We start from the raw sequence: 26,834 nt of genomic DNA on the forward strand, positions 1-26,834 counted from the left end.
TTTCGGCACGCGAGGCGCGGGGGCCGGCGACCCGTACGAGTCGTCGGCCCCCGCGGCCTGCCGTGCGTGGACCGGGTCAGAATCCCAGCGATCCCAGCAGGCCGGTGACCGGCGATACAAGGTCGTGTCCGAACTGCGTAATCTTCGTCACGACCCTACTGCCGCCGGCGGCGCCGATCCACTTCGACTGCCCGAAGGTGATCAGGCCCAGAGCCGCGCTGCCGGCGGAGGCCCAGAACTCGCCGCTGTTGAAGCCGTGCTCGATGCCGGTGAACAGCGAGCTGATCCCGCCGAGCGCCACGGAGGCGATGGCGAGGCCGCCCGCGATGGGTTCGAGGATGGGCGCGGCGGGCGGGAAGATCAGACCGGCGAGGCCCAGTCCGGCCGAGAGGAAACCGGTGCCGATGCTGGCCCAGTTGGTGGCGTTCGCCCACCACCCGGCATCCCGCCACCAGGGGGTGTCATCGCCCTTGACCTGGTCGTTGTCGGGCGTGTCGATCGGGTTCTTGCCGCTCTCCCTGGCCTTCCTCGCGGCCTCGGCCGCGGCTTTGGCCGCCGCGGCGATCTCGGCCTGGCGCTTGGCCGCGGCGATCGAGCGGGCCTGGCTCGCGGCGACCGCCGCCGTCCTGGCGTCCTTGCCCGCCTGGACGGCGGAGGCGCGGGCGCTGTTGGCCGAGGCCTGCGCGCTGTTGGCCGAGGCCGTCGCGCGGCGCGCCGCGCTCAGCGCGCGGTTGGCGGAGAAGTTCGCCGACCGCGCCGCCGACCGGGCGGTGGCGGCCGCCTTCTTCGCCTCGTTCGCCGAGGCCTGTGCGGCGGCGGCCGACTTGTCGGCGGCGTCCGCGTTGTCCTTCGCCTCCTTCGCGTACGACGCCGCGCGGTCGGACGACTTCTTGGCCTTGTCCGCCCACTCCAGCGCGTCCTGCGCCGCGTTGCGGGCCTTGGCCGCCGCCTCCTGAGCGCGCGCCGCGACCTCCTGCGCCTTGTGGGCGATCTTCGCGGCCGCGGCGATCGCGCCCCGGATGGCGGCGATGTGGGTGGCGGAGTCGTGGTCGAGCTGGGCGGTCTTGTACTGCACCGAGGCGACGAAGTTACGGCGTATCCACGCGGGCCCTTCCATCGCGGCCTCCGCGTGGGCCTTGGTGTACGGGCCCGCCTTGGCCAGGATGGACGCGGTCGCCACCGCGTCGTCCTCCTTCAGCGCCTCCTGGTACGCGGAGTTGAAGAAGGTGTGCAGCGCCTTGGGCGAGCCGTCGTCGAGCGCGGCGGTGACCGCGCGCCGTACGGCGGTGCCGGGCTCGGTGGTCAGGATCCGGGAGATCTGGACGCGGTTGTCGTCCGCGGCCGCCTGGATGGCACCGGATTCCAGGAACGCGGTGGGGGCGTCCGAGGCGTCGCTCTCCAGTGCCTTCTGCGCCGCTTCGGCGATGGTCGGGCTGGAGATCTGGGCCAGGTAGAGAACGGTCTCGCGGTCGTCCTGCCCCTGTGCGACGGCCCGGTCGGTGTCGATCCAGGCGTGCACGTCGGCGTCGGTGCCCGCGAGGGCGAACCGGGCCGCCTCCCTGCTCCACGTCCCGTGCGAGTTGCTCAGGGCGATGGCGGCCTGGCGGCCCACCGTGGCGGCCAGGGCGAGGTCACCGGCCTTCAGCGCCGCGTCGGCCCGGGCGATGAGGTCCTTGGTGGCCTGGTCGGTCTGTTCCGCCTGCGATCGCTTCTCCGCGAGTTCGGCCCGCTCCTGCTCCTCGATCTGCGCCAGCAGCCGGGCTTCCTCCCTGGCCTGCTTCGCGTCCTCGTCCAGGCGCTGCCACTCGGCCTCGCGGGCCTTCTTCTCCACCTCGATGGCTTCGGTGACGGCCGCGGTGGCGTTGTTGGCGGCCTTGGTGGCCTCGTTCGCGAACTCCTGCGACTTCTTCGCGTACTCGACGGCCTGCCCCGCGTACTTGGCCGCCCACTCGGCGGCCTCGGCGGACTTCTCCGCGTGATCGGCGGCGGAGTTCGCCGCGTCACGAGCGGCCCGGGCCGCCTTGGCGGAGGCGTTGGCCAGCGCTTGGGCGGTGCCGGCGGCGTTGGTGGCGATGGCGGCGTTCGCGTTGGCGATGCCCGCCTGGCGCTTGGCCTCGGCGGCCTCGGCGCGCGCCTTGCCCGCCGCGGCGGCGGCCGTGGCGGCGCTGGAGGCGGCGGAGGCGGCGTTGCGGGCCGCGGACGCGGCGGCGCTGCCGGCGGAGGCGGCCTGCGCGGACGCGGCGGCGGCGTGGTCGGCGGCCTTCGCGGCCGTACGGGCCTTGGCCGCGGCGTTACGCGCGGCGACCGCCGCGTTCTTCGCGGCGGATGCCTGCGAGGCGTTCTTGGAGGCGGCGATGGCCGAGTGGTAGGCGTGGGCGGCGGCGCTGCCCGCGGTGGCGGCCGCCTGGCTCGCGGCGGTGGCGGCGTAGGCGGCCCGCCGGGATGCGGCGACGGCGGCGTGCGAGGCGCGGATCGCGGTACGGGCCGCGTCCGCGGCGCCCTTGGCGGCACTGGCCGCCTTCCGGGCCGCCTTGCCGGACTTGACCACGTCCTCCTGGGCGGCCGCGGCCTCGGTCGCCGCCTTCTGGGCGGCCTCCTTCGCCTTCTCGGCCGCCGTGACGGCACGGGCGGAGGCCTCTTCGGCGAGCTTGGTCTGGGCGTCGGCCCGCTTGCCCTCGCGCTCGACGACCGCGACGAGTTCCTCGATCGTGGCGGACTCCTGGTCACGGGCGCGCGCGATGTGCTGGCCGGTGTCCAGGAACCATTCGAGGTCCTGGGCGGAGCCGTCGAGGGCTCGGGAGGCGTACTTCTTCACCTCCGGCCCCGCTCCGACCAGCAGCTTCGACACCTCCACGCGCAGGTCCTCCTGGCGCGCGGTGTACTGGCCTCCCGTCAGGAAGGTCTCCAGGGACGACTGGGTGCCGGCGTCGAGGGCGAGGCCGGCTTCCCGGCGCACGGCCTTGTCGCCGGTCGCCATCACGGTCGAGGTGGCCACCCGCAGGTCTTCGAGGACGGCGGGCTTGAACCCGCCCTGGAGGAAGGCCGCGATGGCCGAATCGCCGCCCTCGATCGCCGCGACGGCTTCGCGGCGGATGCCCTTTCCGGCGCCGGCCAGGGCGGTCATGATCGCGACCCGGTTGTCCTCCACCGTCACCCTGGGCAGTTCCTCGGCCAGGAAGGTCCGGATGTCGGCGTCGGTCCCCACAAGGGCCCGCTCGGCCGCCGCGCGGGTGGCCTTGCCGCCCGTCATCCACGCCTTGACGGCCTTGGCCCGGTCGGTGTCGGGCAGGGCGAACGGATCGTCGCCGGTGCCGCCGTCCGCGGGAGCCGCCGCCGGAACCGCCGCGGCGGAGACGGGGCTGAGGACGAGGCTCGATGTGGCGGCGACTGCGCCGGTGGCCGCTAAAGCGGTGAGGACGCGTCGTCTGCTCCAGTAGGTGGTGTCCAAGGTGGTCCCATCTGACGGCGCCCGGCGGCAGGACGCGGGCGGGCGGTGTGCCGCCGGACATGCTCACGTTGTGGTGGTCGGCACGCGTATGTCCGGTCATGGCGCCGGAAGTTGAGCGATGCCAGGACAGAGCGTGCCTCGTGACGATAGGCAAGTAAAGGTGATGTTGGCTATCTGTGTGCATGAAGTAAAGACGTGAGAAGGGATACAAAGCAGCTATGTACATGACTAGCTGCATTTGTCCGAATCTTTCCCGTGGTTTGCGGCACGGAGGCGTGATTCAATCTGGCCGTCTCCGTGCCCGTACCAGCACCGCACGTGACGCAGCCCGTCCCGGACGGGCGGGCGCGGCTCAGCTCACCTTCACCAAGGGACCTCGTATGAAGCTCGCACGGCGGATCATCGCCACGGGTGCGGCGGCAGCGGCCTGTGCGGCTGCCGTCAGCACCACCTCCACGTCCTGCTTAATCCCGGCCATGGCGACGGTCGCCGACGGCGAACCCGGTTACGCGATCGAGGACTTCGCCTACCCGGGCGCGGACAAGATCAAGGCGGAGAAGGGGATCACCCTCAAGCGCGGCGACGGCCAGATCCTCCTGGCCGAGTGCGGCAGCTCCCCGGGCCTGATGGAGATCTGGTCGCGGAAGAACGACAAGACCTGCTTCGAGGTCACCGGCGCCGCCGGCTACCTCGCGCTGGAGATCCCGGCCGTCTTCTCGGTCAAGGGCAGCGCCGACCAGGCGGCGGACATCACGCTCACCGCGCCGGACGGCAAGAAACAGGAGGTGAAGGTCCCGAAGAACGAGTGGACGCCGGTCGGCGAGTCCACCGATCCGCAGACCCGCGAGCACACGCTGGTCGAGATCTCCGTCGGCCGCTACCAGCCCGCCCCGCTGACCGGCGACCCGGCCCGCCCCTGGCTGACCCGGATCACCGTGAACACGCCGGGCCAGGAAGGCGGCCGCAGCTGCAGCGGAGCCCTCGTCGACCGCACCTGGGTGCTGACCGCGGCCAGCTGCTTCACCGACGACCCGGCCAAGGCGCTGCGGGCCCCGGCCGCCCCCACACCGTCCGCGACGGCCGCCTTCGCCGGCCGGGCCCCAGTGAAGATCAACTACCTGATACCCCGAGGTGACCGGGACGTCCTGCTCGCCCGCCTGGAGACCCCGGTCACCGACATCACCCCCGCCACCCTCGCCGGCGGCCCCTCGGCCGACGGAGCCGCGCTGGTCGCCGCCGGGTACGGCCGTACCGACACCGCGTGGCTGCCCAAGAGCCCGCACACCTCCGGCGTGACCCGCGGCAGCGCCACCGCTACCACCCTCGCGCTGACCGGCGGCCGGATCTGCAAGGGCGACACCGGCGGACCGGTCCTCGACGCCGACGGAAGCATCACAGCGGTGCAGAGCCGGGCGGACCACGCCGGCTGCCTGGGCCAGACCGGGCAGGGCGACAGCGCGGTCGCGGCGCGTACCGACAACATCGTGCCCTGGCTCGACGGCAGCACCTTCAGCGGCAAGGCACGGTTCGGCCTGGACGAGAAGGCCGGCGCACGCCGGGTCCTGGGCGGCGCCGCCCAGGAGTTCATCGCACGGCCGGCCGGCGGAGCGGAACTGGGCGTCCCCGGCAGGAACGGTACGGCGCTCCAGCTCAACGGCACCTCGGCGTACGCGGCCACGTCCGGCCCCGTGGTGGACACCACGAAGTCGTTCTCGGTGTCGGCCTGGGTCAAGCTCGGCGACAAGGACCGCAACTACACGTTCCTGTCGCAGGCCGGGAACCACGCCAGCGGCTTCCAGCTCTACTACTCCAAGACCTACGACAAGTGGGTCTTCAACCGCCACGCCAAGGACGCCGACGACACCGCGATCATCCGCGCGTCGAGCAAGGACGTCGCGCAGCCGGGCACCTGGACGCACTTGGCCGGTTCCTACGACGCGGCGAAGAAGACGGTGTCGCTGTTCGTGAACGGCAAGCTCCAGGAGTCGACGGCATTCACCACGCCGTGGCGGGCCGGCGGCGGCCTGCAGATCGGCCGGCTGCACTACAAGAGCGCCTGGCAGGAGAACGCCCTGGGCGCCGTCGACGACGTACGGGTGATCCAGTCGCCGCTCACGGCGGCCGACGCCGCTTCGGTCTCCGAGGGTGACACCCCGGCCCACCTCCAGGAACTGGCCGCCTTCCCGCTGGACGAGAAGTCCGGCAGCGCGAGCATCAGCGGCGGCAAGGGCGCGGGCCCCGTCGCCACGGTGGCCGGCGGCGGCGCCGAACTGGGCGTGCCCGGCAAGGTGGGTACGGCGCTGCACCTGAACGGCACGACGGCCTACGCGGCCACGTCCGGCCCCATGGTGGACACCACGAAGTCCTTCACCGTCTCGGCCTGGGTCAAGCTGGACGACAAGGACCGCAACTACACGTTCCTGTCACAGGCCGGGAACCACGCCAGCGGCTTCCAGCTCTACTACTCCAAGACCTACGACAAATGGGTCTTCAACCGCCACGCCAAGGACGCCGACGAAACCGCGATCATCCGCTCCACCAGCACGGACGTGGCACAGGCCGGAGTCTGGACCCAGCTGACCGGCGTCTACGACGCCGCGGCCAAGAAAATCCAGCTCTTCGTCAACGGTAAGCCCCAGCCGGCCACCGAATTCACCACGCCGTGGCGCGCCGCCGGAGCCCTCCAGATCGGCCGGCTGCACTACAAGAGCGCCTGGCTGGAGAACGCCGCCGGGACCATCGACAACCTGCGGGTCTGGGACCGGGCCGTCGACGCGGCCGAAAGCGTCAACGACGGCATCAGGGTGACCGGCTGACCGTCACCGTCCCCCGCTTTCCCACCGGGACCCGGCCCGTCGTTCGCGCGCGGGCCGGGGCCCTTTTCTCCATCGGCGAGTGAGTACGCACGTCCCGCGTGCCCGGTCGGTCCAAGAGTGAGGCATCGAAATGAAACCGCGCGGCAGAATCGTGCTGCCATCCCTCCTGATATCCACCCTCCTGGCCGCACTCGGCGTGGCCACGACCAACGGTCTGTTCACATCGCCACCGGAAGCCTGGGCCTCCGGGAGGAACGTACTGACGCAGAAGGCGGCTTTCGGCCTGGACGAGGAGGCCGGCGCGCGCCGCGTCCTGGGCGGTACCGCCCAGGAATTCACCGCACGGCCGACCGGCGGCGCCGAACTGGGCGTCGCGGGCAAGAACGGTACGGCGCTGCACCTGAACGGCACGACGGCCTACGCCGCCACGACCGGACCGGTGGCGGACACCACGAAGTCCTTCTCCGTCTCGGCCTGGGTCAAGCTCGGCGACAAGACCGGTAACTACACGTTCCTTTCCCAGTCCGGAAACCACGCCAGCGGCTTCCAGCTCTACTACTCCAAAACCTACGACAAGTGGGTCTTCAACCGGCACACCAAGGATTCCGACGACACCCAGATCGTCCGCGCGATGAGCAAGGACGCCGCCCGGACGGACGCCTGGACGCACCTGACCGGTTCCTACGACGCGGCGAAGAAGACGGTGTCGCTGTTCGTGAACGGCAAGCTCCAGGAGTCGACGGCATTCACCACGCCGTGGCGGGCCTCCGGTGGCCTGCAATTCGGCCGAGTTCTCTACAAGAGCTCCTGGCAGGAGAACGCCCAGGGCCTCATTGACGACGTACGGGTGATCCAGTCACCGCTCACGGCGGCCGACGCCGCTTCGGTCTCCGCAGGTGACACCCCGGCCCACCTCCAGGAACTGGCCGCCTTCTCCCTGGACGAGAAGTCCGGCAGCGCGAGCATCAGCGGCGGCAAGGGCGCGGGACCCGTCGCCACGCTGGCGGGTGAAGGCGCCGAACTGGGCGTCGCGGGCAAGAACGGTACGGCGCTGCACCTGAACGGCACAACGGCCTACGCCGCCACGTCCGGCCCCATGGTGGACACCACGAAGTCCTTCTCCGTCTCGGCCTGGGTCAAGCTGGACGACAAGAACCGCAACCACACATTCCTTTCCCAGTCCGGAAACCACGCCAGCGGCTTCCAGCTCTACTACTCCAAGTCCTACGACAAATGGGTCTTCAACCGCCATGTCAAGGACACCGACGACACCCAGATCGTCCGCTCCACCAGCACCGAGGCGGCACAGGCCGGAGTCTGGACCCAGCTGACCGGCGTCTACGACGCCGCGGCGAAGCAGATCCAGCTCTTCGTCAACGGTAAGCCTCAGCCGGCCACCGAATTCACCACGCCGTGGCGCGCCGCCGGAGCCCTCCAGATCGGCCGGCTGCACTACAAGAGCGCCTGGCAGGAGCACTTCGCCGGCACCATCGACGACATCCGGATATCCGGGCAGGAATCCGCCGCCCACTGCTCCCGCACCGAAACGGTCGGCCACCGCGGCGCGCCCAAGCTCGCCCCGGAGAACACCCTCGCCTCGCTGGAGGCGGCCGCCGACCACGGCGCGGAATGGGTCGAGACCGACGTGCAGTTCACCAAGGACGGCCAGGCGGTCATCATGCACGACCCGACCGTCGACAGGATGACCGACGGAACGGGCCGCATCGACCAGCTCACCGCGGACCAGATATCCAGACTGACCGTGAAGGGCGGAGGCCGGGTCCCCACCCTGGAACAGGTTCTGGCTTCCCTCAAGCAGAGGTCTGCACGCCTCCTCCTGGAAATCAAGGGACCCCAGTCCCCTGCTCACGTCGAAAAGACCCTCGAACTCGTCACCGAGGCCGGAATGGCCGAGCGCACGATGATCCAGTCCTTCGACGAGGACGTGGTACGCAACGCCGCCGCCTCCGCCCACAAGATGAAGGTCGCCCTCCTCCGCGACAAACTCGACCCGGACCCGGTCGCCACGGCCCGCAAGTTCTCCCTCACGGCCTACTCGATCGCCTACAAGGGCCTGTCGGCCCGCCCCACCGCCCTCGACCAGCTCAAGGCCGCCGGCATCGACGTCTTCGTCTGGACCGTCGACCGCGAATCCGACTGGGAGACCGCGACGACCTGGGGCGTCGACGGCATCATCACCAACCGCCCGGACGTACTCCTCCAATGGCGCAAGTCCAACTGCACGGAGCCGTCCCCCACACACTGAAGGACACACGCCCGGTGACAAAGCGCCCGCACAAGGCCTGAACACTCCTTCCCGAAAAGTGCTTCAAGCCCTGTACCGCCGTCCCCTCCTCACCCCGCGCACAGCGGACGGGAGGGGGCGGCGGTATGACTCAGAGGGTGCGCCGAACGTCAGGAGCCGACCGGGCCATTCCCTTACGGGCAGGCGTTTGGCGAGCGGGGAGACGCTGCCGCGCCAGCTCGCTGCGCGCGGGCCCGAATGCCTATGTCCGGCCCTGACCTGTGGTGGCGGCGTCGACACCCGCGCATCCTCACCGGAGGCCTCGGGCGTTCGCTCAGCTCGGTCGGTGCCCCGGCACCGACCTTGAGCAGCATGCCCTCAGCCTCGCGCCGCGGTGGGCACCCTACGGCCGGCCTTCTCCACGTAGTCAATCATCGCGGTGCCCCAGCTCAGGCAGATCTCCCCCGTCAACTCCGGCGCCCGCCCCGGCCCCTGGTCCCGCTCCCCCCTCGGTCATGCCGCACACCGTAACTGCCGGTTCCCGACCGTTGCTCTGTACCTACGGGCTTGTCTGTACCTACGGGCTTGAGGACTCCGGGACCTTCGAAGACCGCGACGCGCACAGCCCTCGACCTCTTCCTGAAGGACAAGCGCCCCTGCACGGGCCCGGGCCCCGAGGAAGCGGGGGGCATCGACCAGACGCCGGGTGGGAGGCCAGCACCGGACTTCCTCGGGCGCCTGCTCCTCTCTGCCCAGCGACGCATCGACCCTGCCGCGCCGCCGAACCGGTCAACGCCTGCGCTGCACAAGAATCACACAGAGTCCTCCCAGCAGGACGCCGACGATGCCAGCCACGAGGAGAATCGTCAGCACCGCACCGTCCTCACGTAGGGTCGATCACTCCCATCGCCTGCCTTTCGTCGTAGACCAGGCACCAGATCAGCCATGGAGCGGCTCGCGGAGCATCATGGTGTAGACCGGGGCGTCGGCGAAGGGCCGCTGGTCACCGAGAGCGCGGTAGCCCCACTGCTCATAGCGTTGCCGGACCGCCGGATGCGCGGCGTTGACCAGCAGCGTGGCCCGTTGCTCCGGCCGGTCGTGCAGGAGCCGTTCATGGAGGCGGTGTGCCTCGCCGGTACCGCGCCAGGGGCGGCGGACCATCACCTCGAAGACAGCGAAGGTACGCCGGCCGTCTTCGCGCGTGAAGTCGCCCGGCAGTGGATCGGCGGCGGAGTTCCACCAGGCGGAACCGGTCGGCAGCGGGGCACCGAAGGCGTACCCGGTCACCCCTCCCCCGTTGTCTCCCGTGCGGCCGAGGACAGCGCTCCAGCCGTCCAGGGAGGCGTACATGTCGGCGCGCTCGGCGAACCGGTCCACGTTGTGAAACACCTGACCCTCATCGGCATAGATTTCTCGGTAGACGTCGAGCAGCAGGCTGCGGACCTCGCGGTACCGGTCGGCGCGGACCAGCTGCAGCAGGCTCTCGGACACGGCGCTCATCTCCTACCAGGGGTGCGGGCCGATGCGGTGCAGCCAGTCGGCGGCGGTCGGCTCGTACGGTGCGAGGGCGGACAGGCGGGTGCGGAACTGGCCGAGCAGGATGCGGATGCGCGCGGAGGCCGGGGCCGGCCCGGCCAGGGCGAGGGCCTGGTCAGCGGTGGCGCATGCCTGCTCGATGTTGCGCTGAGCGGCCTGGGCCAGAGCGAGCGTGACGGTGTAGTAGACGCGGTTGCGGACCAGGTCGGGGCGCAACTGGGCCAGCGCGTGGTGGGCGCGGTATTCGGCGAGGTCGTACTGCCCGAGGCGCTGGTGGAAGACGGAGGCCAGGCCGTGGAGTTCGGCCGCGTCGAAGAAGCGCAGCCAGCCCGGGCGCCAGGCGGTGGTGTCGGCGCGGGTGAAGGACCGCTCGGCGTAGCCCAGGGAGCGCAGGACGGATTGACGGTTGCCGGTGCGGGCGTGGCAGGAGGCGGTGCGGGCGTGGGCGAGGGAGGCGTAGAGCGGGTCGCGGGCGGCGGCGCGGGAGGTGCGGGCGGCTTCGGCGGCGGCGAGCGCGTCGCTGTACCGGTCCTGCTGCGTGGCGAGCATGCTGATGTTGTGCCAGGCGCGCAGTTCGGCGTCCGCGTCGTGCGCCATTCCGGCCAGGGCGAGCGCCCGGTGCAGGTAGGCGGCGGCCCGGGCAGGGCTGCGGGTGTCGATCGCCGCCCAGGCCGCCGTGGTGGTCGCATCCGCGGCCAGCGCGTACAGCGCACCGCGGGCCCGGGATGAGGCCACCGTGCGGCGCAGCAGTTCCTGCGCCTGGTCGGCGCGGCGCAGCGCCGCATTCTCCAGGCCGCGGCTGCCGCCGTGCGCATCGTCCTGGTGGGCCAGGGCGTCAATCCGTGCGCGCAGGCGCCGGACGTCGCTCATGCCGACCGCGGCGCTCCTCGGCAGGGCGGCGCCACCGGCCGCGGTCACAAAGCGGCGTCGGCGCACCTCGTCCTCCTCCCCGTCAGCGGTACGGGGAACGAACCCCAAGCCGGTCGCCGACCGGCCGGTCACCATCTGCAGGGCCTGGCGTTGGCGGGCCTGCGGCCATGGAGTCTCTCCGGACAGCCAGCGAAAGACGGTCCGGTCGCTGACGCGGCCGCGCCGGCCGGTGAGCTGTTCCAGGGCCGCATTGACCCGGTCGGCCAGCTCGACCGTGGTGAAGCCGTGTTGGTCCATCCAGCTGCCGAGCGCCCGGTTTCTCACCCGCTCCATGAGGCCACGGTAGGGCGCCGGCCGCCCCTACTCGGGTAAAGGGCGGGTCAACTTGTCAGGGTGCCGACGGGGCGAGAGGGCAGTGGTTCGTCATGGTCCGCACGCCCGGCGCGGCGTTGTCTGGGCGTAAGCCGTTCCGGAACGCTCCGGTCCCCGCCGTACGCCGGAACGGGCACCGCACACGAAAAGGCAGCGCACATGGACCAGCAGCACATTCTGTACGACCCCGAGGGACTCTGGGAGCAGGCGCTGCCGCTCGACCGCGAACCGTACCTCTCGCTGGTCACAGCCGTCCTGGCCTGGACGGGCCCGGAGCCGGTGCTCCAGCCCCGCGACTATGAGCAGCTCAACCTGCAGCTGACCGGGCACGCCCGGGCCGTGGCCGGCGACGTCCAGCGGCGCTGCGCCGCACTGCCCAAGAACAGCAAGGCGCGGGCCCTGGCGGAGGTCGTCCTCGGCGAAGCCGAACGCCGCCTGGCAGCGCGGCCGGACGCCACAGTCGCCTGTGTGCAAAACCGTGCCCGCCTCGTACGGGCACTGTACGAACGCCTCGACCACCTGAAGGCTGCCGAACGGCCTGCCCCCGCCACTACAGCGCCCTGAGGAAGCGCTCCAAAACCGCCGCCCGGCGGTACCACCCCATGCCCCCGGGCGGTACGAAGCCCCGGCGCCGCACCGCCTGCGGCCGCCGGGCTTCCGTCGGCGCGATCCCGCCCGGAGACAAGCACAGCCCGATAGGTTCCGGACCAAGCCACTGGGCACGGAGGACCGCATTGCCGACGACATCACCCGCGGCAACGAAACGTGATGACGGCGGTGTCGACCATCGCGTTGAGTGTGCTGCCGCAGATCGACGGCGGGAGGCGCTCGCGGAACTGTCCCGCTTCCGGGCGGCCTTCTACGGGTGCCTTCTGCGCGGGCGGATGCGTTCTTCGCGCTGGCCGACGCGCTGTTACGTGCGGACAGCTCGACGCGGACGCCGGTGGAGTTGTCGTTGCTCGCTGAACACCAGCGCGGTTATGGCTTGCTGTACGGCGCCCTGAACTACCTGGAACACATCTTCCGCCTGTGCAAGCGGCCCCTCGGCCGGACGGGGCCGCGGCTTCGTGACCGGCCCACAGGCGGCGGACCGGTGGACCTGGCTCATCACCGTCGCGCACACCCGGCTCCCCCTCCCCGGACCGCTCCCGGTCGGCCGGCACAAGCCCGGGGACAAGACCACGCGTCCCAGCAAGAGGCTGACACCGACTCGCGTCCGGCGCGGGTTCCGGCACATCCGTCCGCACTCCGCGTGTCCGGCTCGTGCACCGAAACCCAGCCGCCCCGGCCCCGGACGCCCACCCGGCACCAGAAACCGGCACTCCATCACCCGCTACGACGTCGGCAAGCCCCTCGGATGCCCCGCGACCCTCATCAAACGTGACCGCCGAGGATAGAGAACAAGCTCAGGAGCTGTCACCGCTGCGGCTTCGGTCACCCCACCGGATCCCACCGGCCGCTTTCCGGCCATCCCTCGCGGTCGCATCGCCGCACAGGACCTGGGCAGGTTGCCGGTACCCCACGAGCGTGTGGCCGCGGCCGACATGGGTTGCCAGGCCAATCAGAACCGCGCGGCCCTGTATCCCGTGTACCGCGTAGTGCTCGATCCTGGAGGCGAGCGCCCGGGCTGCCCCTCAAGGCCGGGCTCACCACAGGATCCAAGCGCCTTCGAAGGGTGTGTGGCGCTCTCGCCGAGGCGCACCACGCGCCCGCCCGGCATGAACCACTCCGCCGAGCCGACCGTGCGACGACGTCAGGTGCCGGGCTGCCCGCTCGGCTTTCCCGGATGACCACATCGGAACGTACCGTTAGCCCGCCTTCGGCGGGTCGCCTACTGTCTTGGGCCCGACCAGCCTATGGAAAGGCCAGGTGGTTTCGTTGTCCTCGGCACCGCCCTCTCCGAGTAGTGACCCGAGCCCAACGGGTTCCGGACCAGTGCCTTCTCCCCGGCATCGGTCACGCCTGCGCCGGGCACGGGAGTGGTTCGGCGGACTGACCGAGGCCAGCAAAGTCGCCCTTGTCGCAGCGGTGATCACGACTGTCGGTGGAGGGGCGTTCGGTGTGGTCAGCGCCGCCACTACCGCGTTGGGCGGCAGCGGGAGCGGCAGCACCGGCAGCGATGGAACGCCGCAGAAAGCGGCTCCTGTCGAAACATCTTCCAGGCGCAGCACGCCTGGTGGTCGGCCGGATACATCGGACACCAGCCGGGCCACCCCGACCGCCGAGTGCGAGGTCCGCTCCAAGGTCCTGTACTGCACAGGCAACAAGGCCGGGGGCAAGTTGTACCGCCAGCGCGACTACCGTTCCGAAGTTGTCCATACACTCACCGGTACCTCCAGCCGGTATTCATGCTGGGGGCATGGAGCTCCCCACAGCGGAGGCAACGACATCTGGTACTGGACGCACTTCGAGGACGAGGACTACTGGGGCAATGTTCCGGCGGTGGACGTGAGCACGAATCAGGACCCCGCCCCCGGCCTGCCTATGTGCTCGTAACACCCGTGCTTCAGGGGCACCGCCCTCGCCGCCCCACCGGCCCGTGCCTTCCAGCCGGGGCCCGTACAGCGCCCGGCCGCCGGCGCCGGATTGTCCGGTCTCCGCCATCAGCGCGGCACCCCTGGCGGTCTCCCCCGCTGTCCAGCCGGTGATGCCGAACAGCAGCCGGACCAGACGCTCGGTGCCTTCGCGCTCACCAGCAGCGGCTCTAGGACAATGTCCGGCGGTGCCCGCCTGCGGCTGATCGCCTCCGGCTGAAGCAACGGGGCAGCCGCCCGGCTGCCTCCGGTACCGAGTGGCCGACCCGGTCAGCGGCTGAACATCTGCGGGGAGCGGGTGCGCCGACGGTGGTAGTCGTCAACGGCGAGCTCAGGCTCTTACCCAGATGAACCAGGGCGGATGCTTCCCGGCCGGTGAGGACAGCACCGATCTCGACAGGTTCATGGTCGGGTATGCGTTCGGCGAGCTGCTGGACTGAGGCCGCGGGCGCAGGTGTTGGAAAGGCCAGTAGCGCCAAAGTGTTTTGTGTTCACGCGAGTTCGTTCCTGTCGATGCCCGCCCATGATCCCGTTAGGGTGGCCCGATGACCGACGCGAGCATGGACAGAGTGAACCGCTTCCGGGCCGAGGCGGCATCCCGGGATCTGCCGTCGGAGGAGGTGGAGGAGTGGATACGTGTCGCCCGCCCGGCGGTGTACATGGCCGAGGGCGGTGACGGGCCCCTCGTGGCCCGGGTCGGCGGCGACCCCCTGCTGCCGCACGGCGCGCCGAAGCCGTCCGAGCCCTTCGTGGCCTCCGTCGACCTCGCGGCCCTCCCGCCGGGTGCGACCAGCCTTCCACTGCCCGCCGACGGCCACCTGCTCTTCTTCTCCGGCACCGATGTGGGCGGCATCGGGGGGCAGGTGTCCGACGCGGTGCTGTACGTTCCCGCCGGGGTCCCGACGACCCCAAGCCCCCTCGAACACAGTTGGCGCGAGCCGTACCGGTCGCGTGAACTGCGTACGGTCTGGCACCAGCCGAGTGCCCAGATGCCGGAGAGCTTCGCCCTCGACAGATGGGGCGACTTTCCCGAGGACGAGCAGTTCGAACTCGCCGACGAACTCAGCGACGCCTGGGCCCACGTGGGCGGCTACCGCCCTTCCTGGGTTTTGCAGATCGGCGGCCATCCGGTCTCGCCTCAGAACGATCCCGTTCACTACGCCCGTACCCCGGAGGAGGCCGGCCTCGGCGAGCAAGACGGTACGGCCCACGCAGAGGGCGCCGGTGACTGGGCTCTGCTGGCGACCTGGAGGTGCGGCGACGACGTCACGGAACTGGACTCCGGCGTGGCCCACTGGGTGATCCGCCACCGGGACCTGGCGGCCCGGCGCTTCGACCGGGTCCACCGCTACGTCGAAATGGCCTGACAGCGCGGGGCGGACGGCCGGCTCCCCGATGCTCACCGGCCGCCCTCCCTGCCCACGCCCACCCGGCCCGTGCCGCCACCGTGCCGATCGGTCCGGCCGGAACGGGTGCCGCGTCCTCGCTGCCCCGGCCTGCCCCGCCCCGCGGAGCGGGAGGGATACGGGCGTACACCCCTGGGTCGCCGCCGCGCCCTGCCGAGCGTCGCTTGGTGTTCCCCGGGCCGCGGCAGCGGCCGTAGGGAAGCTAGTTGGGTGAGCCGTTCCGATCGATGACGAGCAGAGATCGGCTCGAATGGCAAGCAGAGAACGGCTCGATGACGAACAGAGATCGGCTCGATGACGAGCAGAGATCGACGCTTCGGTACGCCGACTCGGCGTCCTGATCCGCCAGGACAGCCGCCGTCTGGCCGACGTGGCGGACATCCCGGAGACAGCGGCAGCTCTCCGCCGGCTCCTGCTGGATGAAAGCGGTTCTTCTCCTGTGCAGAGCCCGCGGCCATCACGCGCGAAAAACGGCTTCCGATGCCTTCACCGAGCGCAACAGTCAGGGGTTCCGGTCGCTCACGAGAGGTCCGGTTACGCCCGCAGTCCGTCCACCGCCGTGTCGATCGCCGCCAGGGCCGCCGCCCTGTCGAGCCCCGCCCTCGATACGAGCGAAAGGCCCTGGACGACATAGAGCAGGAGCTGCGCCTGGGCCTCCGGAGAACGGGTGTCCGCGACCTCTCCGGCGGCCTGTGCGCGGCGGAGTGCGTCGGCGACGATGCTGGTGAAGCGGCGGTACGAACGGGCGACGATCTCCGTGGCTTCGCTGTCCTGGGGGACGAGTTCGGCGGTCGTGTTGCCGACCAGGCAGCCCTGCGGCACGCCCATATCGGAGATCAGTTCGTCCAGCCGCGCGGGATGGGTCAGGATCTCGCGCAGGGCGGGCAGGAGCGGGCTGGTGTCGAGCGCGGTGACCAGGTGCCGCTCGTACACCTCCCAGTAGAGCCTGACGGCTTCGAGGTAGAAGCGGCGCTTGTCGCCGAACGCGCCGTAGAGACTGCCGCGCTCGACGCCCAGCGCGCCAACCAGGTCATGGATCGACGTGGCCCCGTACCCCCGGGACCAGAACAGTTCGAGTGCCCGCTTGAGCGTCTGTTCCCTGTCGAACTCGCGGGGGCGTCCAGTCCGTGCCACGGGCCCAACACTACGACTTCTTGACTCGGCGTTCAAGAAGTCGTAGCTTCCGCTGCATCACTTCTTGAACGGTCGCACAGAAGTCGGCGCTCACCGGCCGACGCGAAGGGCGGAACCATGGAATTCGCAGGCAAAACGGCTCTCGTCACCGGATCCGGCGCGATCGGCGGCCTCGGGCACGCGACGGCCGGAACACTGGGCGCGGGCGGAGCCGACGTGATCGTGACCGGCACCGATCCGCAGCGCGGTGCCCAGGTCGTGGAAGACCTCCGCGCGGCCGGTGGCGGGTCCGCCGGAACGGTGCGTTTCGTCGCTGCCGATGTGTCCGACGTGGCGGGCGTGCGGCAACTGGCCGAGGAGGCCGGAGCCGTCGACATCCTCGTCAACAACGCGAGCGTGATGACGATCGCCCAGACCACCGGGCAGGGCCTCGCGGGCTACGACGCCGCCTTCGCGGTCAATGTGCGTGCCCCGTTCCTGCTCACCGCCCTGCTCGCGGAGAAGATGGCCGCGCGCGGTGGCGGCAGCATCGTCAACGTCAGCTCCACCGCGGCCGGCCTCGGCATGCCGGGCATGGCCGTCTACGGCGCCACCAAGGCGGCGCTCGAATCGCTGACCCGCACCTGGGCAGCGGAGTTCGCCGCATCGAACGTACGGGTCAACGCCGTCGCCCCGGGTCCGATGCGCACCTCGAAGGTGGTCGCGGCGATGGGCCCGGACATGGGAGGCATGGGGCTGGCCACCGCACTGAAGCGCACCTGCGACCCGGCCGAGGTGGCCCAGGTGATCGCCTTTCTCGCCAGTGACCGGGCCAGTTACATGACCGGGGCGATCGTGGCCGCCGACGGCGGCCGCACCGCGATCTGAAGGGAGGCAGAAACCATGGATCGTCTTGCGGGAAAACACGCGCTGATCACAGGGGGGACGAGCGGCATCGGCCTGGAAACGGCCCGCGAGTTCCTCGCCGAGGGAGCGACGGTCGCCGTCACCGGCCGCTCGCAGGAAAGGCTGGACGAGGCGGCCCGGCAATTGGAGGGCCCGCTGCTGACCATCGTCAGTGACGCCGGCGACGTGCCCGGCCAGGCGGCGCTCGCGGCGCGGCTCCGCGAGGAGTGGCCGAAGCTCGACATCCTGATGAGCAACGCCGCCGACGTCACCCACCTCCCGATCGAGGCGTGGACCGAGGAGGCGTTCGACAGGCTCCTCGCGACCAACCTCAAGTCGCCGTTCTTCCTGATCAGGGACCTGCTGCCGCTCTTCTCACAGCAGTCCTCGGTCATCCTCGTCGGCTCGGTCTCCGCGTACATCGGACACGAGAACGCGACGGTCTACGGCGCGGCCAAGGCGGGCCTGCTCTCCTACACGCGCGGGCTGACCCATGAGCTGAAGGACCGCGGCATCCGCGTCAACGGACTGAGCCCGGGCCCGACGATCACCAACGCGTTCGCTCCCCTCGGCCCCGAACGCCAGGCCGCCCTCTACGAGGAACTCCGGCAGACCGTGCCTCTTCACCGCCTGGGAACCGCCACCGAACTGGCGAAGGCGGCGGTCTACCTCGCCTCGGACGAATCCGCCTACACCGCAGGGACCGTGCTGCGCGTTGACGGGGGCATCGGGCAGCTCGCTTACTAGGTCACTTCTGATGGCTCTTGTCGGTCGGGGTGGACCCAGCTCTGAGCCGGGCACGCGTCGGGCATGGTGCGGCGACATGAACTGACCGATGCGCAGTGGCGGAAGATCGAGCCGTTACTGTCGGCCAACGGCCGGCGCGGTGGGCAAGGGGCCGATCACCGCACGGTGGTGAACGGCGCGTCGTACCGGGCCCGGACCGGGGTGCCCTGGCCGGATCTGCCGGAGCGGTACGGGCCCTGGCTGACCGTGCATGAGCGGCACTGTCGGCGGTCGGCGGACGGCACCTGACAGCACGTCCTGGCACAGCTGCAGACCCAGGCGGATGCCGGCGATCCCGCCGGTGCCCTGCCTCGCGAGCTGGGGCCGGAGTGGGCGGTGAACCTCGGCTCCACCTGCTCCACCTCCTGCCGGGCCCGCCAGCACGCGACCGGGGCCCGGCACCGCCCGCCGTCCGTCTTCCCGCAAAAGGGCTGTACCGCCCGTGTTCCGGCGTCGAGTGTTGCGGATCAGTGGGATCCGAGGTGGCGATGCGCCACACCCCGCTCGGAACGCTCCAGGTCTCGGCGCAGGGACTGGGCTGCATGAGCATGAGCGAGTACTACGGCCGGTCCGACTGGGACCGGGCTCTCTCGGCCGTCCACCGCGCCCTGGATCTGGGCGTCACCCTGCTGGACACCGCCGACATCTACGGCGCCGGCCACAACGAGGTCCTGCTCGGCCGTGCGATCGCGGACCGGCGCGAGGACGTGTTGGTCGCCACCAAGTTCGGCATCGACCGCTCGACGAGTGATCACCGTCGCCGTGTGCGCGGGGAGCCGGACTATGTGCGCCGCTGCTGTGACGCCTCACTGCTGCGCCTGGGCGTCGAGCACATCGACCTGTACTACCTGCACCGGCCACCGCAGGATGTCGAGCTCACCGAGACCGTCGGGGCCATGGCGGAGCTGGTGGCCGCGGGCGAGGTGCGCCAACTCGGGCTGTGCGAGGTCGACGCGGACCAGTTGCGGCAGGCGCACGCCGTGCACCCGATCGCCGCGGTGCAGAGCGAGTACTCCCTGTGGAGCCGGGATGTCGAGGCCGTCGTACCGACCATGGCCGAACTCGGCGTCGGCCTGGTGTCGTACGCGCCGCTGGGGCGCGGTTTCCTGACCGGAAAGGGGGACCCCGGCTCGCTGGCAGAGAACGACTCCCGACGCGCCCACCCCCGGTTCCAGGACGATCACGCGGCCGTCAACCGGCGACTGGCCGAGACGGTGGGCACGCTGGCGGCGCAGATGGGTATCACCGGCGCACAGCTCGCACTGGCCTGGGTGTACGCCCGCAGTCGGCAGCTGGGGATCTCCGCGGTACCCGTCCCCGGCACCAGCAGCCCGGAGCACGTGGCCGAGAACGTGGCCGCGCTCACGATCCCGCTGGACGACGCGGTGCCGGCGCGGCTCGATCCGCTCGCCCGGGAAGTGTCCGGTGAACGGCACGGCGCGCTCCAGGCTTTCCGACCCCGGGTGCAGCTGTGACCGGCCCGCAGAACCGCGGGCGGGGACGGCCCCGCGAGGCCGCGCACGAGGAGCGCGTACTCAGCGCCGCCGCGCAACTGCTCCTGGAAGGCGGCGTCGCCGCGTGCACGGTCGAGGCGGCGAGCCGCCGCAGCGGGGTGAGCAAGCCCGCGATCTACCGGCGCTGGCCGCACCGCACCGCGCTGGCGATCGAGGCCTTCGCCGCGCACATCGACCGCCTGGTGCCGCTGGCCGAAACCGGGGACAGCGCGCAGGACCTGGTCCAGGCCGTCGCCCACCTGGCCGAGTACCACCAAGGCCGCGACGGCGTCGTCTTCGCCCAGCTCGTCGCCGCCGCCGTGCTGGAACCCGGCACCGCCGAGCTGCTCAACGCCCGGTTCTTCGCCCCGCGCCGCGCGGCGCTCCAAGCGCTGTGGGAGCGCGGGGTCGCGCGCGGCGAACTCGACCCGCACGTCGAACCCGATGCGGCGATCGATCTGCTCTTCGGCCCGGTGGCGTTCCGCCTGCTGCTGGGCCACCAGCCCGTCGACGTGGATTCCTGCGTGCGCCTGGCCCGCACCGCCGTACAGGGCCTGCTCCTCACCCGACCGACCACCCCGTCCCCGTCACCGACGGCAACCGGAGGTTAGAACCATCCTTCCCCTCACCGACACTCCCCAGCAGCCCCATGCGAAATTCCCGGGGCGCACCCTAGTGACCTCGCATTCGTTCAGCTTCGCCCGCCGTGAATGGATCGAGGCGAGCGCGCCGCTGTCGGAGCAGTTCCGGGTCGTGGCGGTGGACGCACCCGGCCACGGCGAGGCGCACGCGGTCCCGGGCTACACGATGGCCGAGATGGCCGCCGCGTTCGCCGCCACGATCAACGAACTCGGCCTGACCGACTACGTGCTGGTCGGCCACTCGATGACCGGCAAGATCATGCAGATCCTTGCCGGCCGGGCCGGCGCCGAACTGGGGCTCGCGCATCCACCGGCGAAGCTCGTGCTGATCACCCCCACGCCGCTCGGGCAAGAGGTCGGCGGCGAGGACCTGCCGCGCGAACTGTTCGAGAGCCGCAGGGACGACGCAGACGCCAAGAAGTTCGTGCTGGACCGCACCGCGCTGCCGCTGGAGCCGGACGTGTTCGACCGTGCCTGCGAAGACTACGCGCGGATGAATCGCAAGGCCTGGGACGCCTGGCTGAAGGAGGGGATATACGAGGACTGGGCCGAGCGCGCCGCGCCGATCGACGTCGAGACCCTGCTGATCGTCGCGGACGGCGACCCGACCTGGGGCCTGGAGATGCAGAAGAAGCTGACGGTGCCCCACCTGTCCAACGTCACGATCGCGTCGATCGACTGCGGCCACCAGGTACCGATGGAGGCACCGCAGGCCCTGTCCGACCTGATCACCGCCTTCGCCGCGTCATGACCGGCATCGCTCAGCCCTCGGCCGAGGACCGGGACTGGGGCGGGCGACTGCCCCTGGCCTCCCGCGGCCCGCTCACCGAGGAGCAGCTCGCCACGCAGCGGCGCATGCGGGACGAGGTCGTGCCGTGGGCCCGGCAGGCCGGAGCCGCCGCGGCCACGGCCGAGGGAGACCTGATCGGCCCGTTCAACGCGTTCGTGCACCGTCCGGCCACCGGCGCGGCCTTCCTGGACTGGGTCCTCACCGACCAGGCCCGGTCCTCCCTGACCGCGCCCCTGCGCGAGATCGTCATCCTCACCGTCGGGACGGCGTGGAACTGCGAGTACGAGCTCTACGTCCACACCGCGATGGCCCGGCACGCCGGCGTCGCCGAGCCGGTGATCGAGGCGGTCCTCGCCGGGCGCCCGAGTGCCGACTTCTCGTCCGTCGAGGCAGCCGTGCACGGCTTCACGGACGAACTGACACGCACCCGGTTCGTCCGCGACGACACGTACCGCCTCGCGGTGGAGGCGGTGGGGCAGACCGGTGTCCTCGACATGGTCAACCTGATCGGCGCCTACCTCGCGACCTCGGCCCTCCTCAACGCCTTCCAGGTGCCCGCGCCACCTCCCGCCGAACCAGGCCGGCCGGTTCCTCCGCCAAGACCGGAACGCGGGACCCGCGCAGATCGCGTACGGCTGCGGGCACCGACCCGAGCCTGAGGGCCCGCAATGCTCGGTTGGGGCCGACCGGGGACCAGGTCAGCGAGATCCGTCGCCTGGATGCTCAGCCCTCGTCCGCCGCCGATCCGGCTGTCCTGGGAATGGTCTCGTTGATGAGGCCGGCCAGGCGGTGCAGCTGTGCGGCGAGTACGTGCTGCTCCTGCGGAGTGAACTGCGACAGGGCCGCGTACTGGCGTGCGCGCAGCCGGGCCTGCATGACCGCGAGGTGTTCGGCGCCTTCCTGGGTGAGGCGGATGAGGACCTGGCGCTCGTCACGCGGTGAGCGGCGTCGGGTGACCACGTTCCTGCCCTCCAGCTGCTTGAGCATGCGGGTGGCGGTGGGCACGCTGACCTCGGCGTGAGCGGCCAGGCGGCCGACGGGCAGGCCATCGTCGTCGGCGTCCTCGGCCAGGGGGGCGAGCAGGGCGAGTTGTGCCGTGGACAGGCCGGCGGCGGACTGGCCGGCGGTGGCGGACCGCGAGCGTCGCATCGCGTAGAAGAGCCGGTCGGCGGCCTGGGCCAGCCCTTCGACGCCGGGATCCACCGGCAGGTCAGGGGCGCTGCCGGTTTCGGGATCGCCTGCTTGTCGCATGGCTGTTAGCTTACTGAATGAATTTTATTAGCAAGCTAAGTGTTAGGGAGCGACGCACTATGCCCTTCCCCGCTCGCATCGATGTCCACCAGCACGTCGTTCCGCCTGTCTGGGCCGAGACCCTCGCCGCGCAGGGCCTGGACTCCGGCGGCTGGGCCATCCCGGGCTGGAGCCCCAAGAGCGCGATCGCGATGATGGACCAGCAGGGCATCGCCACCGGCGTCCTGTCCGTCACCGCTCCCGGCGTCCACCTCGGCGACGAGGCGCAGGCCCGGGGTCTCGCCCGTGTCGTGAACGAGTACGGCGCAGAGGTCGTCAAGGACGCGCCCGACCGCTTCGGTCACTTCGCCGGCATCCCGCTGCCCGATGTCGACGCCGCCGTGGCGGAAGCTGTCCACGCGCTGGACACCTTGCACGCCGACGGCGTCGTACTGATGTCCAACGCCCGCGGCCGCTATCTCGGTGACCCCGACTTCGAAGCGCTGTGGGCCGAGCTCGACCGCCGGGGTGCGAACGTCCTCATCCACCCGGCCCAGCCCCCGATGGCCCTGCTCCCGGGCACCCCCGCCCCGCTCGCCGACTACGTCTTCGACACCACTCGCAGCGCCCTCAACCTGGTCCTGAACGGCGTCATGCACCGCAACCCGAACGTACGGGTGATCCTCTCCCACGGCGGCGGCTTCCTCCCCTACGCCGCGTATCGCTTCACCGGCCTGACCTCCACCGTCGTCGACCGCGAGCGCAAGGCCGAGGACATCTTGCGCGACCTGAAGCGGTTCTACTTCGACACCGCCCTGTCCGCCAGCCCCAGCGCCCTGCCCGCCCTGCTCGCCTTCGCCGAACCCGGCCACATCCTCTACGGCAGCGACTGGCCCTTCGCCCCCCACGAGGCCGGCAGCTACTACAACCACTACCTGGAGACCTACCCCGACTTCGCCCCGGGCCAGGCCGACGCCATCAACCGCAAGAGCGCCGAGATCCTCTTCCCTCGCCTCGCACGCTGACCCCGCGGACAGGTGCCACATGTCCACTTCGGGCCCCCGACTCCCCTATCGCCCTGCGTCGGATCGGATCCTGACCCGCCGCGTCTTCCGCGCAGTCGGTCCCCAGGTAGTCGGGCTGCCCGGAGACCGGGCCCTGAGGGCGTGCCGTACGGCTCAGGCTGGTCATACGCGGCTCAGGGACGCATCGGCACCGACGTACGCCCAGGTGAGGTGCGAGTGAGGAACTCGATGGCGTGGCCGTCCGGGTAGCTGACGCACACCCCGCGGCCGCCCGCCCGGCGGTTGATCTGCCGCGGCCTCGGCGGACTGTCTGGTCCACATCGTCGACACCGCACCGCAGCGCCGCCCGCTGCTGTCCAGCCGCCACCGATGGCCGCTCAAGCACTGGGCTGTGGTACCGCCTGACAGGCCCGGCGCCACGAAGGCGCCCTGGGCTTCGCCGGTCGGAAGGCGGAAGTCAGGTGACCCAGCGCTGCTTGGCGTTGCTCCGGAAGGCAGGGTCCTTGTGGGGAAGCAGGATGATCTCAGGCACGCAGCGAGAGGGCAGAGCTCTGTGCAGTTCCCGGTATTCGGCGTTGGTCTGCAGCAGTGCCTGGGTGACGGCCTGCCGGATCTGCTCGCGCAGGTGCTCGGTGCCGACCACGCCGGGAGCCAGTTCCACGCGCAGACACAGGCGCTGCTGGCCAGTCTGCGTGTCCTCGTGCTTGGACAGGTGGAACTTGCCTGATAGCGCGGCGGTCAGGCCGGGCTGTTCCAGGCCCGCTTTGATGTTGTCGGGGTAGATGTTCAGGCCGAAGAAGGTGCAGGTGACGTCGGCGCGTTCGTGCAGGGCGATGAAGTGGCCTGTCGTGTGGCGGGCGAGGGTTTCGGGAAGTGTGAGTCCGCAGCGGTCGGTGGTGTCCGACAGGTCGCTCAGCGTCAGGGTTCGTCCCCTGTCGCCGAGGTGGTGGCGGATCAGTGGCAGGGCACCGCGCATGGTGAACAGGAGGTCTCCGTCGGCGTCCTCGACGTGACGCAGGGACGGATCGAACTCCACGAGCGCGGGCAAGGTGCCGGCGCCGGGGAAGACGGTGTGGTGCGTGTGCGGGTCAGTGGCCGCGACGCGGCGGACGTGCACGGTGAGGGGAGTTTCGGTACCGATGATGCCGGTGTCCGCCGCGCCGTAGATGCTGAGCGAACCGGTCAGGGGATCGGTGATCTGTGCCGCGCGGTGGGTGGCCTCACGCCACCGTTCGGAGAAGTTCTCGCCGGAGAAGACCAGACGCAGATTCAGGGTGCCCAGGGGCACACCGGAGGAGGCCGCAGCCACCAAGATGTCTTTTACCAGGGGCGGGTAGCCCATGAGCAGCGTCTGCTGGAAGGCGGGGGCGACATCGCGCAGGATCCGCACGTTTTCGTCCACGTCGATGCCGGGGCAGATCGCCGTGAGCCGGTAGCCACGCCCGGCCTGGGCGGTGATGGCGCCCAACTCGGCTGTGGCGGCCACATGCGTGCCCATGGCGAAGGCGATGACGCACAAAGTGGGCTTGCGGCGGCAGTCGAAGGTGTCGAAAAGGCCTCGGTGCAGGCGTACGTTCTCCTGGTGGCGCTGATGGTTCTGCGGCCAATAGCCTGGTGTGCCAGTGGAGCCCGAACTCGTGGCGATGAGACGGATTCCGGTGATTTCGCCGTTCCACAGCAGGTCGCGTAGCGGATAGGCCTGGAGGTAATTGCGCTTGGTGGTGGCCGGCACCCGGCGAAGATCGTCCGACTGCACCACCTGGTGCGGATCACACCCCCGACGTTTGAGGAAGTCCGCGTAGGCGGGCACGCGTGCCGCTGCCCGCCGGAACAGCCCAAGCGGCCAGTCGGCGTCAGGCACGGATGCGGCATTCGCCATAGTCCTCCATAACTCTTTCCGTTGACGAACGTATGCCCGACGAGCAAGATCTTCCCTTCTGGATCCGCCGGACGGGTGAAGACCCGCGGCGCCGCGGGTGGCAGCGCCGCAGGGCCGGGCCAGCGGCGGGTCAGTGGCGGGTCAGTGGCAGGTCAGGCGGTCCACCGAGGTGATGATCAGGGGCGGCCTGGGGCGTCCCCAAGACGCCTCGCTGCTGCCGTACGCCGTCGTGGAACAGGTGGGCTCGGAGGTCGAGCCGGTGTGCCGGTACTTGCGCGACCGGATGCTCGGGGACGTCAGCCCATTGACGTGCCGAAGTTACGGTCACGATTTGCTGCGCTGGTTCAGGTTGTTGTGGCTGATGGGCGTCGACTAGGAAAAGGCGACTGAGGTGAGGCCGAGACGGCCGTTCTCGTGGGCTGGCCGCGCAACGCCGATAACCCGCAGCGCCGGCGACGGCGTGGCTCGCCGAGTTCGAAGAGCACTTCGACAAGCGCCGTGTGGAACTGGGCAATTGTGGCCGCCCGTATGGTGCACCGTGCGCACATGAACACGCTTGCATTCGATGCCCGGCCCTACAGGCAGACCCCAGAATGTTGCCCCGGCTCGACGAGATAGAAGGTAATCTGGTGACCCGTCGCCAGATAGCAGAAGTAGAAGGTTGGCGAGGTGAGATCGAAGGAATCGACCTCACCCTGCCCTTCCTGTGAGAGAAACATTCCCACACCCAGCGTTTCACCCGCCGCGTCAATCTCGGCCTCCCTACCCTGCGTCAGCAGCGATAGGACCTTCAGCATAAACTCGTCACCATCGAACGATGGTGACGAGAATCCCTCATGACCCGGCTCCACATCCTGAACCGACCGTCTCTACGCCGATATCACTCCGAGTTTTCAGCACGCCATTCCTCTTCAAGAATGCTGAACATCAGGGAGTCCCGCCAGCCGTCTCGGATCCATGCCGTGTGTCGAAGGTGCCCCTCGTACGTCATGCCAAGCTTGGTGAGCACTCGGGCGGAGCCGACATTCCGCGGGTCACAGGTGGCGAAGATTCGATGAAGCCTCAACTGGCCGAAGCCGCGTGAGAGAAGCTGGCGCCCGATTCCTGTGCCGATGCCTTGCCCCCATACCCGAGGATGCACAATGTAGGAGATCTCGCCCTGGCGCTGCGTGTGACTGCGGACATGCAACTCGCCCATACCGACAGCGTCGTACCCCAAGCGCGCTACGTGGGCGAACCTCTGCTGGGGTGTGCTCGACCAAGCCTCGACCGCGGCCTTCACGAAAGCGCGGGTCTGGTCTTCAGCGTTTGGTCCCCAGGGTTGGAAACGACAAGCCTCAGGGAGGCAAGCCCACGTGTGAATAGCCTGCCAGTCCTCAAGCGCGATCTTGTCCAAGGTCACCGAGTGCTGACTCATGGGGTGATCTTGTCAACTGGAGTCAGACAAGGCTACAGGATCAAACCATGCACAAGCATCAACTCGTCACCATCGGACGATGGTGACGAGAAGCGTGATGCAGGCCCAGGTGATGAGTGCTTCGCCTTCAGCAAGCACAGCAGGGAAAGGGCGGTGGCTCCCAGAGCGGCGCGGCCCAGCGCATGAGTCCGGTCGCGGCCTCACCGGTGCAGTCCGCCGGCGCGAAGAACCCGGGCAGCCGTACGGCCGAGAGCGGGTCCGCGTCCCGTGCCCAGTCGGCAGCGGCCCAAAGCGGCGGCCGTCAGCAAGGCGGCCGCTGAGACGCTG

General features: G+C 70.2%; 21 protein-coding genes and 1 pseudogene. 14 read left to right on the forward strand and 8 right to left on the reverse strand.

Features of this window, described 5'->3' with window-relative positions; translation table 11 throughout:
- Window positions 1-76 precede the first annotated feature (76 nt).
- Window positions 77-3,448, reverse strand: coding sequence for a hypothetical protein (locus CP973_RS21305; protein ID WP_150243944.1), 3,372 nt, complete (start codon window positions 3,446-3,448; stop codon window positions 77-79).
- 380 nt (window positions 3,449-3,828) lie between these two features.
- Between CP973_RS21305 and CP973_RS21310 the strand changes: the two genes are divergently transcribed.
- Entirely contained in the window at window positions 3,829-6,264 is a 2,436-nt protein-coding gene (locus CP973_RS21310; protein WP_150243946.1) for a LamG-like jellyroll fold domain-containing protein, read from the forward strand.
- 151 nt (window positions 6,265-6,415) lie between these two features.
- Entirely contained in the window at window positions 6,416-8,530 is a 2,115-nt protein-coding gene (locus CP973_RS21315) for a glycerophosphodiester phosphodiesterase family protein (RefSeq protein ID WP_167538474.1), read from the forward strand.
- A gap of 918 nt (window positions 8,531-9,448) precedes the next feature.
- Here the strand turns inward: CP973_RS21315 and CP973_RS21320 are convergent.
- Both CP973_RS21320 and CP973_RS21325 read right to left on the reverse strand, forming a co-directional pair.
- Complete coding sequence (locus CP973_RS21320; RefSeq protein ID WP_167538475.1) at window positions 9,449-10,000, reverse strand: GNAT family N-acetyltransferase; 552 nt, start codon at window positions 9,998-10,000, stop codon at window positions 9,449-9,451.
- A gap of 12 nt (window positions 10,001-10,012) precedes the next feature.
- On the reverse strand, window positions 10,013-11,248 hold the full coding sequence (locus tag CP973_RS21325) for an NsdA family TPR-like regulatory protein (protein ID WP_150243952.1): 1,236 nt from the start codon (window positions 11,246-11,248) through the stop codon (window positions 10,013-10,015).
- A gap of 198 nt (window positions 11,249-11,446) precedes the next feature.
- On the opposite strand from CP973_RS21325, the gene CP973_RS21330 reads away from it, so the two are divergent.
- The 3 genes and pseudogenes from CP973_RS21330 to CP973_RS21340 all read left to right on the forward strand — a co-directional run bounded on the left by CP973_RS21330 (window position 11,447) and on the right by CP973_RS21340 (window position 15,188).
- A complete protein-coding gene (locus CP973_RS21330) occupies window positions 11,447-11,851 on the forward strand; it encodes a DUF6415 family natural product biosynthesis protein (RefSeq protein ID WP_150243954.1) in 405 nt (134 codons plus the stop codon).
- A gap of 445 nt (window positions 11,852-12,296) precedes the next feature.
- Window positions 12,297-12,684 (forward strand): annotated as a pseudogene (locus CP973_RS41815) (NF041680 family putative transposase); the annotation flags it as partial.
- A gap of 1,682 nt (window positions 12,685-14,366) precedes the next feature.
- Window positions 14,367-15,188, forward strand: a complete 822-nt coding sequence (locus CP973_RS21340) for a DUF1963 domain-containing protein (protein WP_150243956.1) — start codon at window positions 14,367-14,369, stop codon at window positions 15,186-15,188.
- Between the two features lie 573 nt (window positions 15,189-15,761).
- Here CP973_RS21340 and CP973_RS21345 read toward each other — a convergent pair.
- On the reverse strand, window positions 15,762-16,361 hold the full coding sequence (locus CP973_RS21345; protein WP_150243958.1) for a TetR/AcrR family transcriptional regulator: 600 nt from the start codon (window positions 16,359-16,361) through the stop codon (window positions 15,762-15,764).
- Between the two features lie 117 nt (window positions 16,362-16,478).
- Here CP973_RS21345 and CP973_RS21350 point away from each other — a divergent pair, with 117 nt between their 5' ends.
- The 7 genes from CP973_RS21350 (at window position 16,479) to CP973_RS21380 (ending at window position 21,615) form a co-directional block, all read left to right on the forward strand.
- The gene (locus CP973_RS21350; protein ID WP_150243959.1) at window positions 16,479-17,228 is read left to right on the forward strand and encodes an SDR family NAD(P)-dependent oxidoreductase; all 750 of its coding nucleotides are present in this window, start codon (window positions 16,479-16,481) and stop codon (window positions 17,226-17,228) included.
- 15 nt (window positions 17,229-17,243) lie between these two features.
- The gene (locus tag CP973_RS21355) at window positions 17,244-17,993 is read left to right on the forward strand and encodes an SDR family oxidoreductase (RefSeq protein ID WP_150243961.1); all 750 of its coding nucleotides are present in this window, start codon (window positions 17,244-17,246) and stop codon (window positions 17,991-17,993) included.
- A gap of 63 nt (window positions 17,994-18,056) precedes the next feature.
- Window positions 18,057-18,281: a transposase gene (locus CP973_RS41820; RefSeq protein ID WP_150243963.1), complete on the forward strand. Its 225-nt coding sequence runs from the start codon at window positions 18,057-18,059 to the stop codon at window positions 18,279-18,281.
- Between the two features lie 239 nt (window positions 18,282-18,520).
- A complete protein-coding gene (locus CP973_RS21365) occupies window positions 18,521-19,507 on the forward strand; it encodes an aldo/keto reductase (protein ID WP_150243965.1) in 987 nt (328 codons plus the stop codon).
- Entirely contained in the window at window positions 19,504-20,136 is a 633-nt protein-coding gene (locus CP973_RS21370; RefSeq protein WP_150243967.1) for a TetR/AcrR family transcriptional regulator, read from the forward strand. Before CP973_RS21365 ends, CP973_RS21370 begins: the two co-directional genes overlap by 4 nt.
- A gap of 64 nt (window positions 20,137-20,200) precedes the next feature.
- Window positions 20,201-20,917, forward strand: a complete 717-nt coding sequence (locus tag CP973_RS21375; RefSeq protein WP_167538476.1) for an alpha/beta fold hydrolase — start codon at window positions 20,201-20,203, stop codon at window positions 20,915-20,917.
- Window positions 20,914-21,615 carry a carboxymuconolactone decarboxylase family protein gene (locus tag CP973_RS21380; protein ID WP_150243971.1) on the forward strand — a complete coding sequence of 234 codons (702 nt, stop codon included), beginning with the start codon at window positions 20,914-20,916 and terminating at the stop codon, window positions 21,613-21,615. The genes CP973_RS21375 and CP973_RS21380 overlap by 4 nt, the downstream gene beginning before the upstream one ends.
- Window positions 21,616-21,679: 64 nt before the next feature.
- Here the strand turns inward: CP973_RS21380 and CP973_RS21385 are convergent, their stop codons facing one another.
- Window positions 21,680-22,207 carry a MarR family transcriptional regulator gene (locus CP973_RS21385; protein ID WP_150243974.1) on the reverse strand — a complete coding sequence of 176 codons (528 nt, stop codon included), beginning with the start codon at window positions 22,205-22,207 and terminating at the stop codon, window positions 21,680-21,682.
- Between the two features lie 59 nt (window positions 22,208-22,266).
- On the opposite strand from CP973_RS21385, the gene CP973_RS21390 reads away from it, so the two are divergent.
- Window positions 22,267-23,211, forward strand: a complete 945-nt coding sequence (locus CP973_RS21390) for an amidohydrolase family protein (protein WP_150243975.1) — start codon at window positions 22,267-22,269, stop codon at window positions 23,209-23,211.
- A 457-nt stretch (window positions 23,212-23,668) separates the two neighbouring features.
- Here the strand turns inward: CP973_RS21390 and CP973_RS21395 are convergent, their stop codons facing one another.
- The gene (locus tag CP973_RS21395) at window positions 23,669-25,090 is read right to left on the reverse strand and encodes a phenylacetate--CoA ligase family protein (RefSeq protein WP_150243977.1); all 1,422 of its coding nucleotides are present in this window, start codon (window positions 25,088-25,090) and stop codon (window positions 23,669-23,671) included.
- Window positions 25,091-25,223: 133 nt separating this feature from the next.
- Here CP973_RS21395 and CP973_RS40460 point away from each other — a divergent pair, with 133 nt between their 5' ends.
- Window positions 25,224-25,466 (forward strand): hypothetical protein, encoded by a 243-nt coding sequence (locus tag CP973_RS40460; protein WP_208853273.1) that lies wholly within the window; start codon window positions 25,224-25,226, stop codon window positions 25,464-25,466.
- Window positions 25,467-25,665: 199 nt separating this feature from the next.
- Here the strand turns inward: CP973_RS40460 and CP973_RS40465 are convergent, their stop codons facing one another.
- Both CP973_RS40465 and CP973_RS21410 read right to left on the reverse strand, forming a co-directional pair.
- Entirely contained in the window at window positions 25,666-25,887 is a 222-nt protein-coding gene (locus tag CP973_RS40465; protein WP_208853274.1) for a hypothetical protein, read from the reverse strand.
- 83 nt (window positions 25,888-25,970) lie between these two features.
- Window positions 25,971-26,507: a GNAT family N-acetyltransferase gene (locus CP973_RS21410; RefSeq protein WP_150243979.1), complete on the reverse strand. Its 537-nt coding sequence runs from the start codon at window positions 26,505-26,507 to the stop codon at window positions 25,971-25,973.
- Window positions 26,508-26,834: the final 327 nt, after the last annotated feature.

It is taken from the genome of Streptomyces albofaciens JCM 4342 (assembly GCF_008634025.1).
Taxonomy (GTDB): domain Bacteria; phylum Actinomycetota; class Actinomycetes; order Streptomycetales; family Streptomycetaceae; genus Streptomyces; species Streptomyces albofaciens.

Coding starts and splice junctions, on each gene's coding strand:
- CP973_RS21310 (WP_150243946.1), top strand. CDS start 3,829: ATGAAGCTCGCACGGCGGATCATCGCCACGGGTGCGGCGGCAGCGGCC.
- CP973_RS41820 (WP_150243963.1), top strand. CDS start 18,057: ATGGTGCGGCGACATGAACTGACCGATGCGCAGTGGCGGAAGATCGAG.
- CP973_RS21330 (WP_150243954.1), top strand. CDS start 11,447: ATGGACCAGCAGCACATTCTGTACGACCCCGAGGGACTCTGGGAGCAG.
- CP973_RS21410 (WP_150243979.1), bottom strand. CDS start 26,507: ATGAGTCAGCACTCGGTGACCTTGGACAAGATCGCGCTTGAGGACTGG.
- CP973_RS21380 (WP_150243971.1), top strand. CDS start 20,914: ATGACCGGCATCGCTCAGCCCTCGGCCGAGGACCGGGACTGGGGCGGG.
- CP973_RS21395 (WP_150243977.1), bottom strand. CDS start 25,090: ATGGCGAATGCCGCATCCGTGCCTGACGCCGACTGGCCGCTTGGGCTG.
- CP973_RS21325 (WP_150243952.1), bottom strand. CDS start 11,248: ATGGAGCGGGTGAGAAACCGGGCGCTCGGCAGCTGGATGGACCAACAC.
- CP973_RS40465 (WP_208853274.1), bottom strand. CDS start 25,887: ATGCTGAAGGTCCTATCGCTGCTGACGCAGGGTAGGGAGGCCGAGATT.
- CP973_RS21365 (WP_150243965.1), top strand. CDS start 18,521: ATGCGCCACACCCCGCTCGGAACGCTCCAGGTCTCGGCGCAGGGACTG.
- CP973_RS21340 (WP_150243956.1), top strand. CDS start 14,367: ATGACCGACGCGAGCATGGACAGAGTGAACCGCTTCCGGGCCGAGGCG.
- CP973_RS21350 (WP_150243959.1), top strand. CDS start 16,479: ATGGAATTCGCAGGCAAAACGGCTCTCGTCACCGGATCCGGCGCGATC.
- CP973_RS21390 (WP_150243975.1), top strand. CDS start 22,267: ATGCCCTTCCCCGCTCGCATCGATGTCCACCAGCACGTCGTTCCGCCT.
- CP973_RS21385 (WP_150243974.1), bottom strand. CDS start 22,207: ATGCGACAAGCAGGCGATCCCGAAACCGGCAGCGCCCCTGACCTGCCG.
- CP973_RS21355 (WP_150243961.1), top strand. CDS start 17,244: ATGGATCGTCTTGCGGGAAAACACGCGCTGATCACAGGGGGGACGAGC.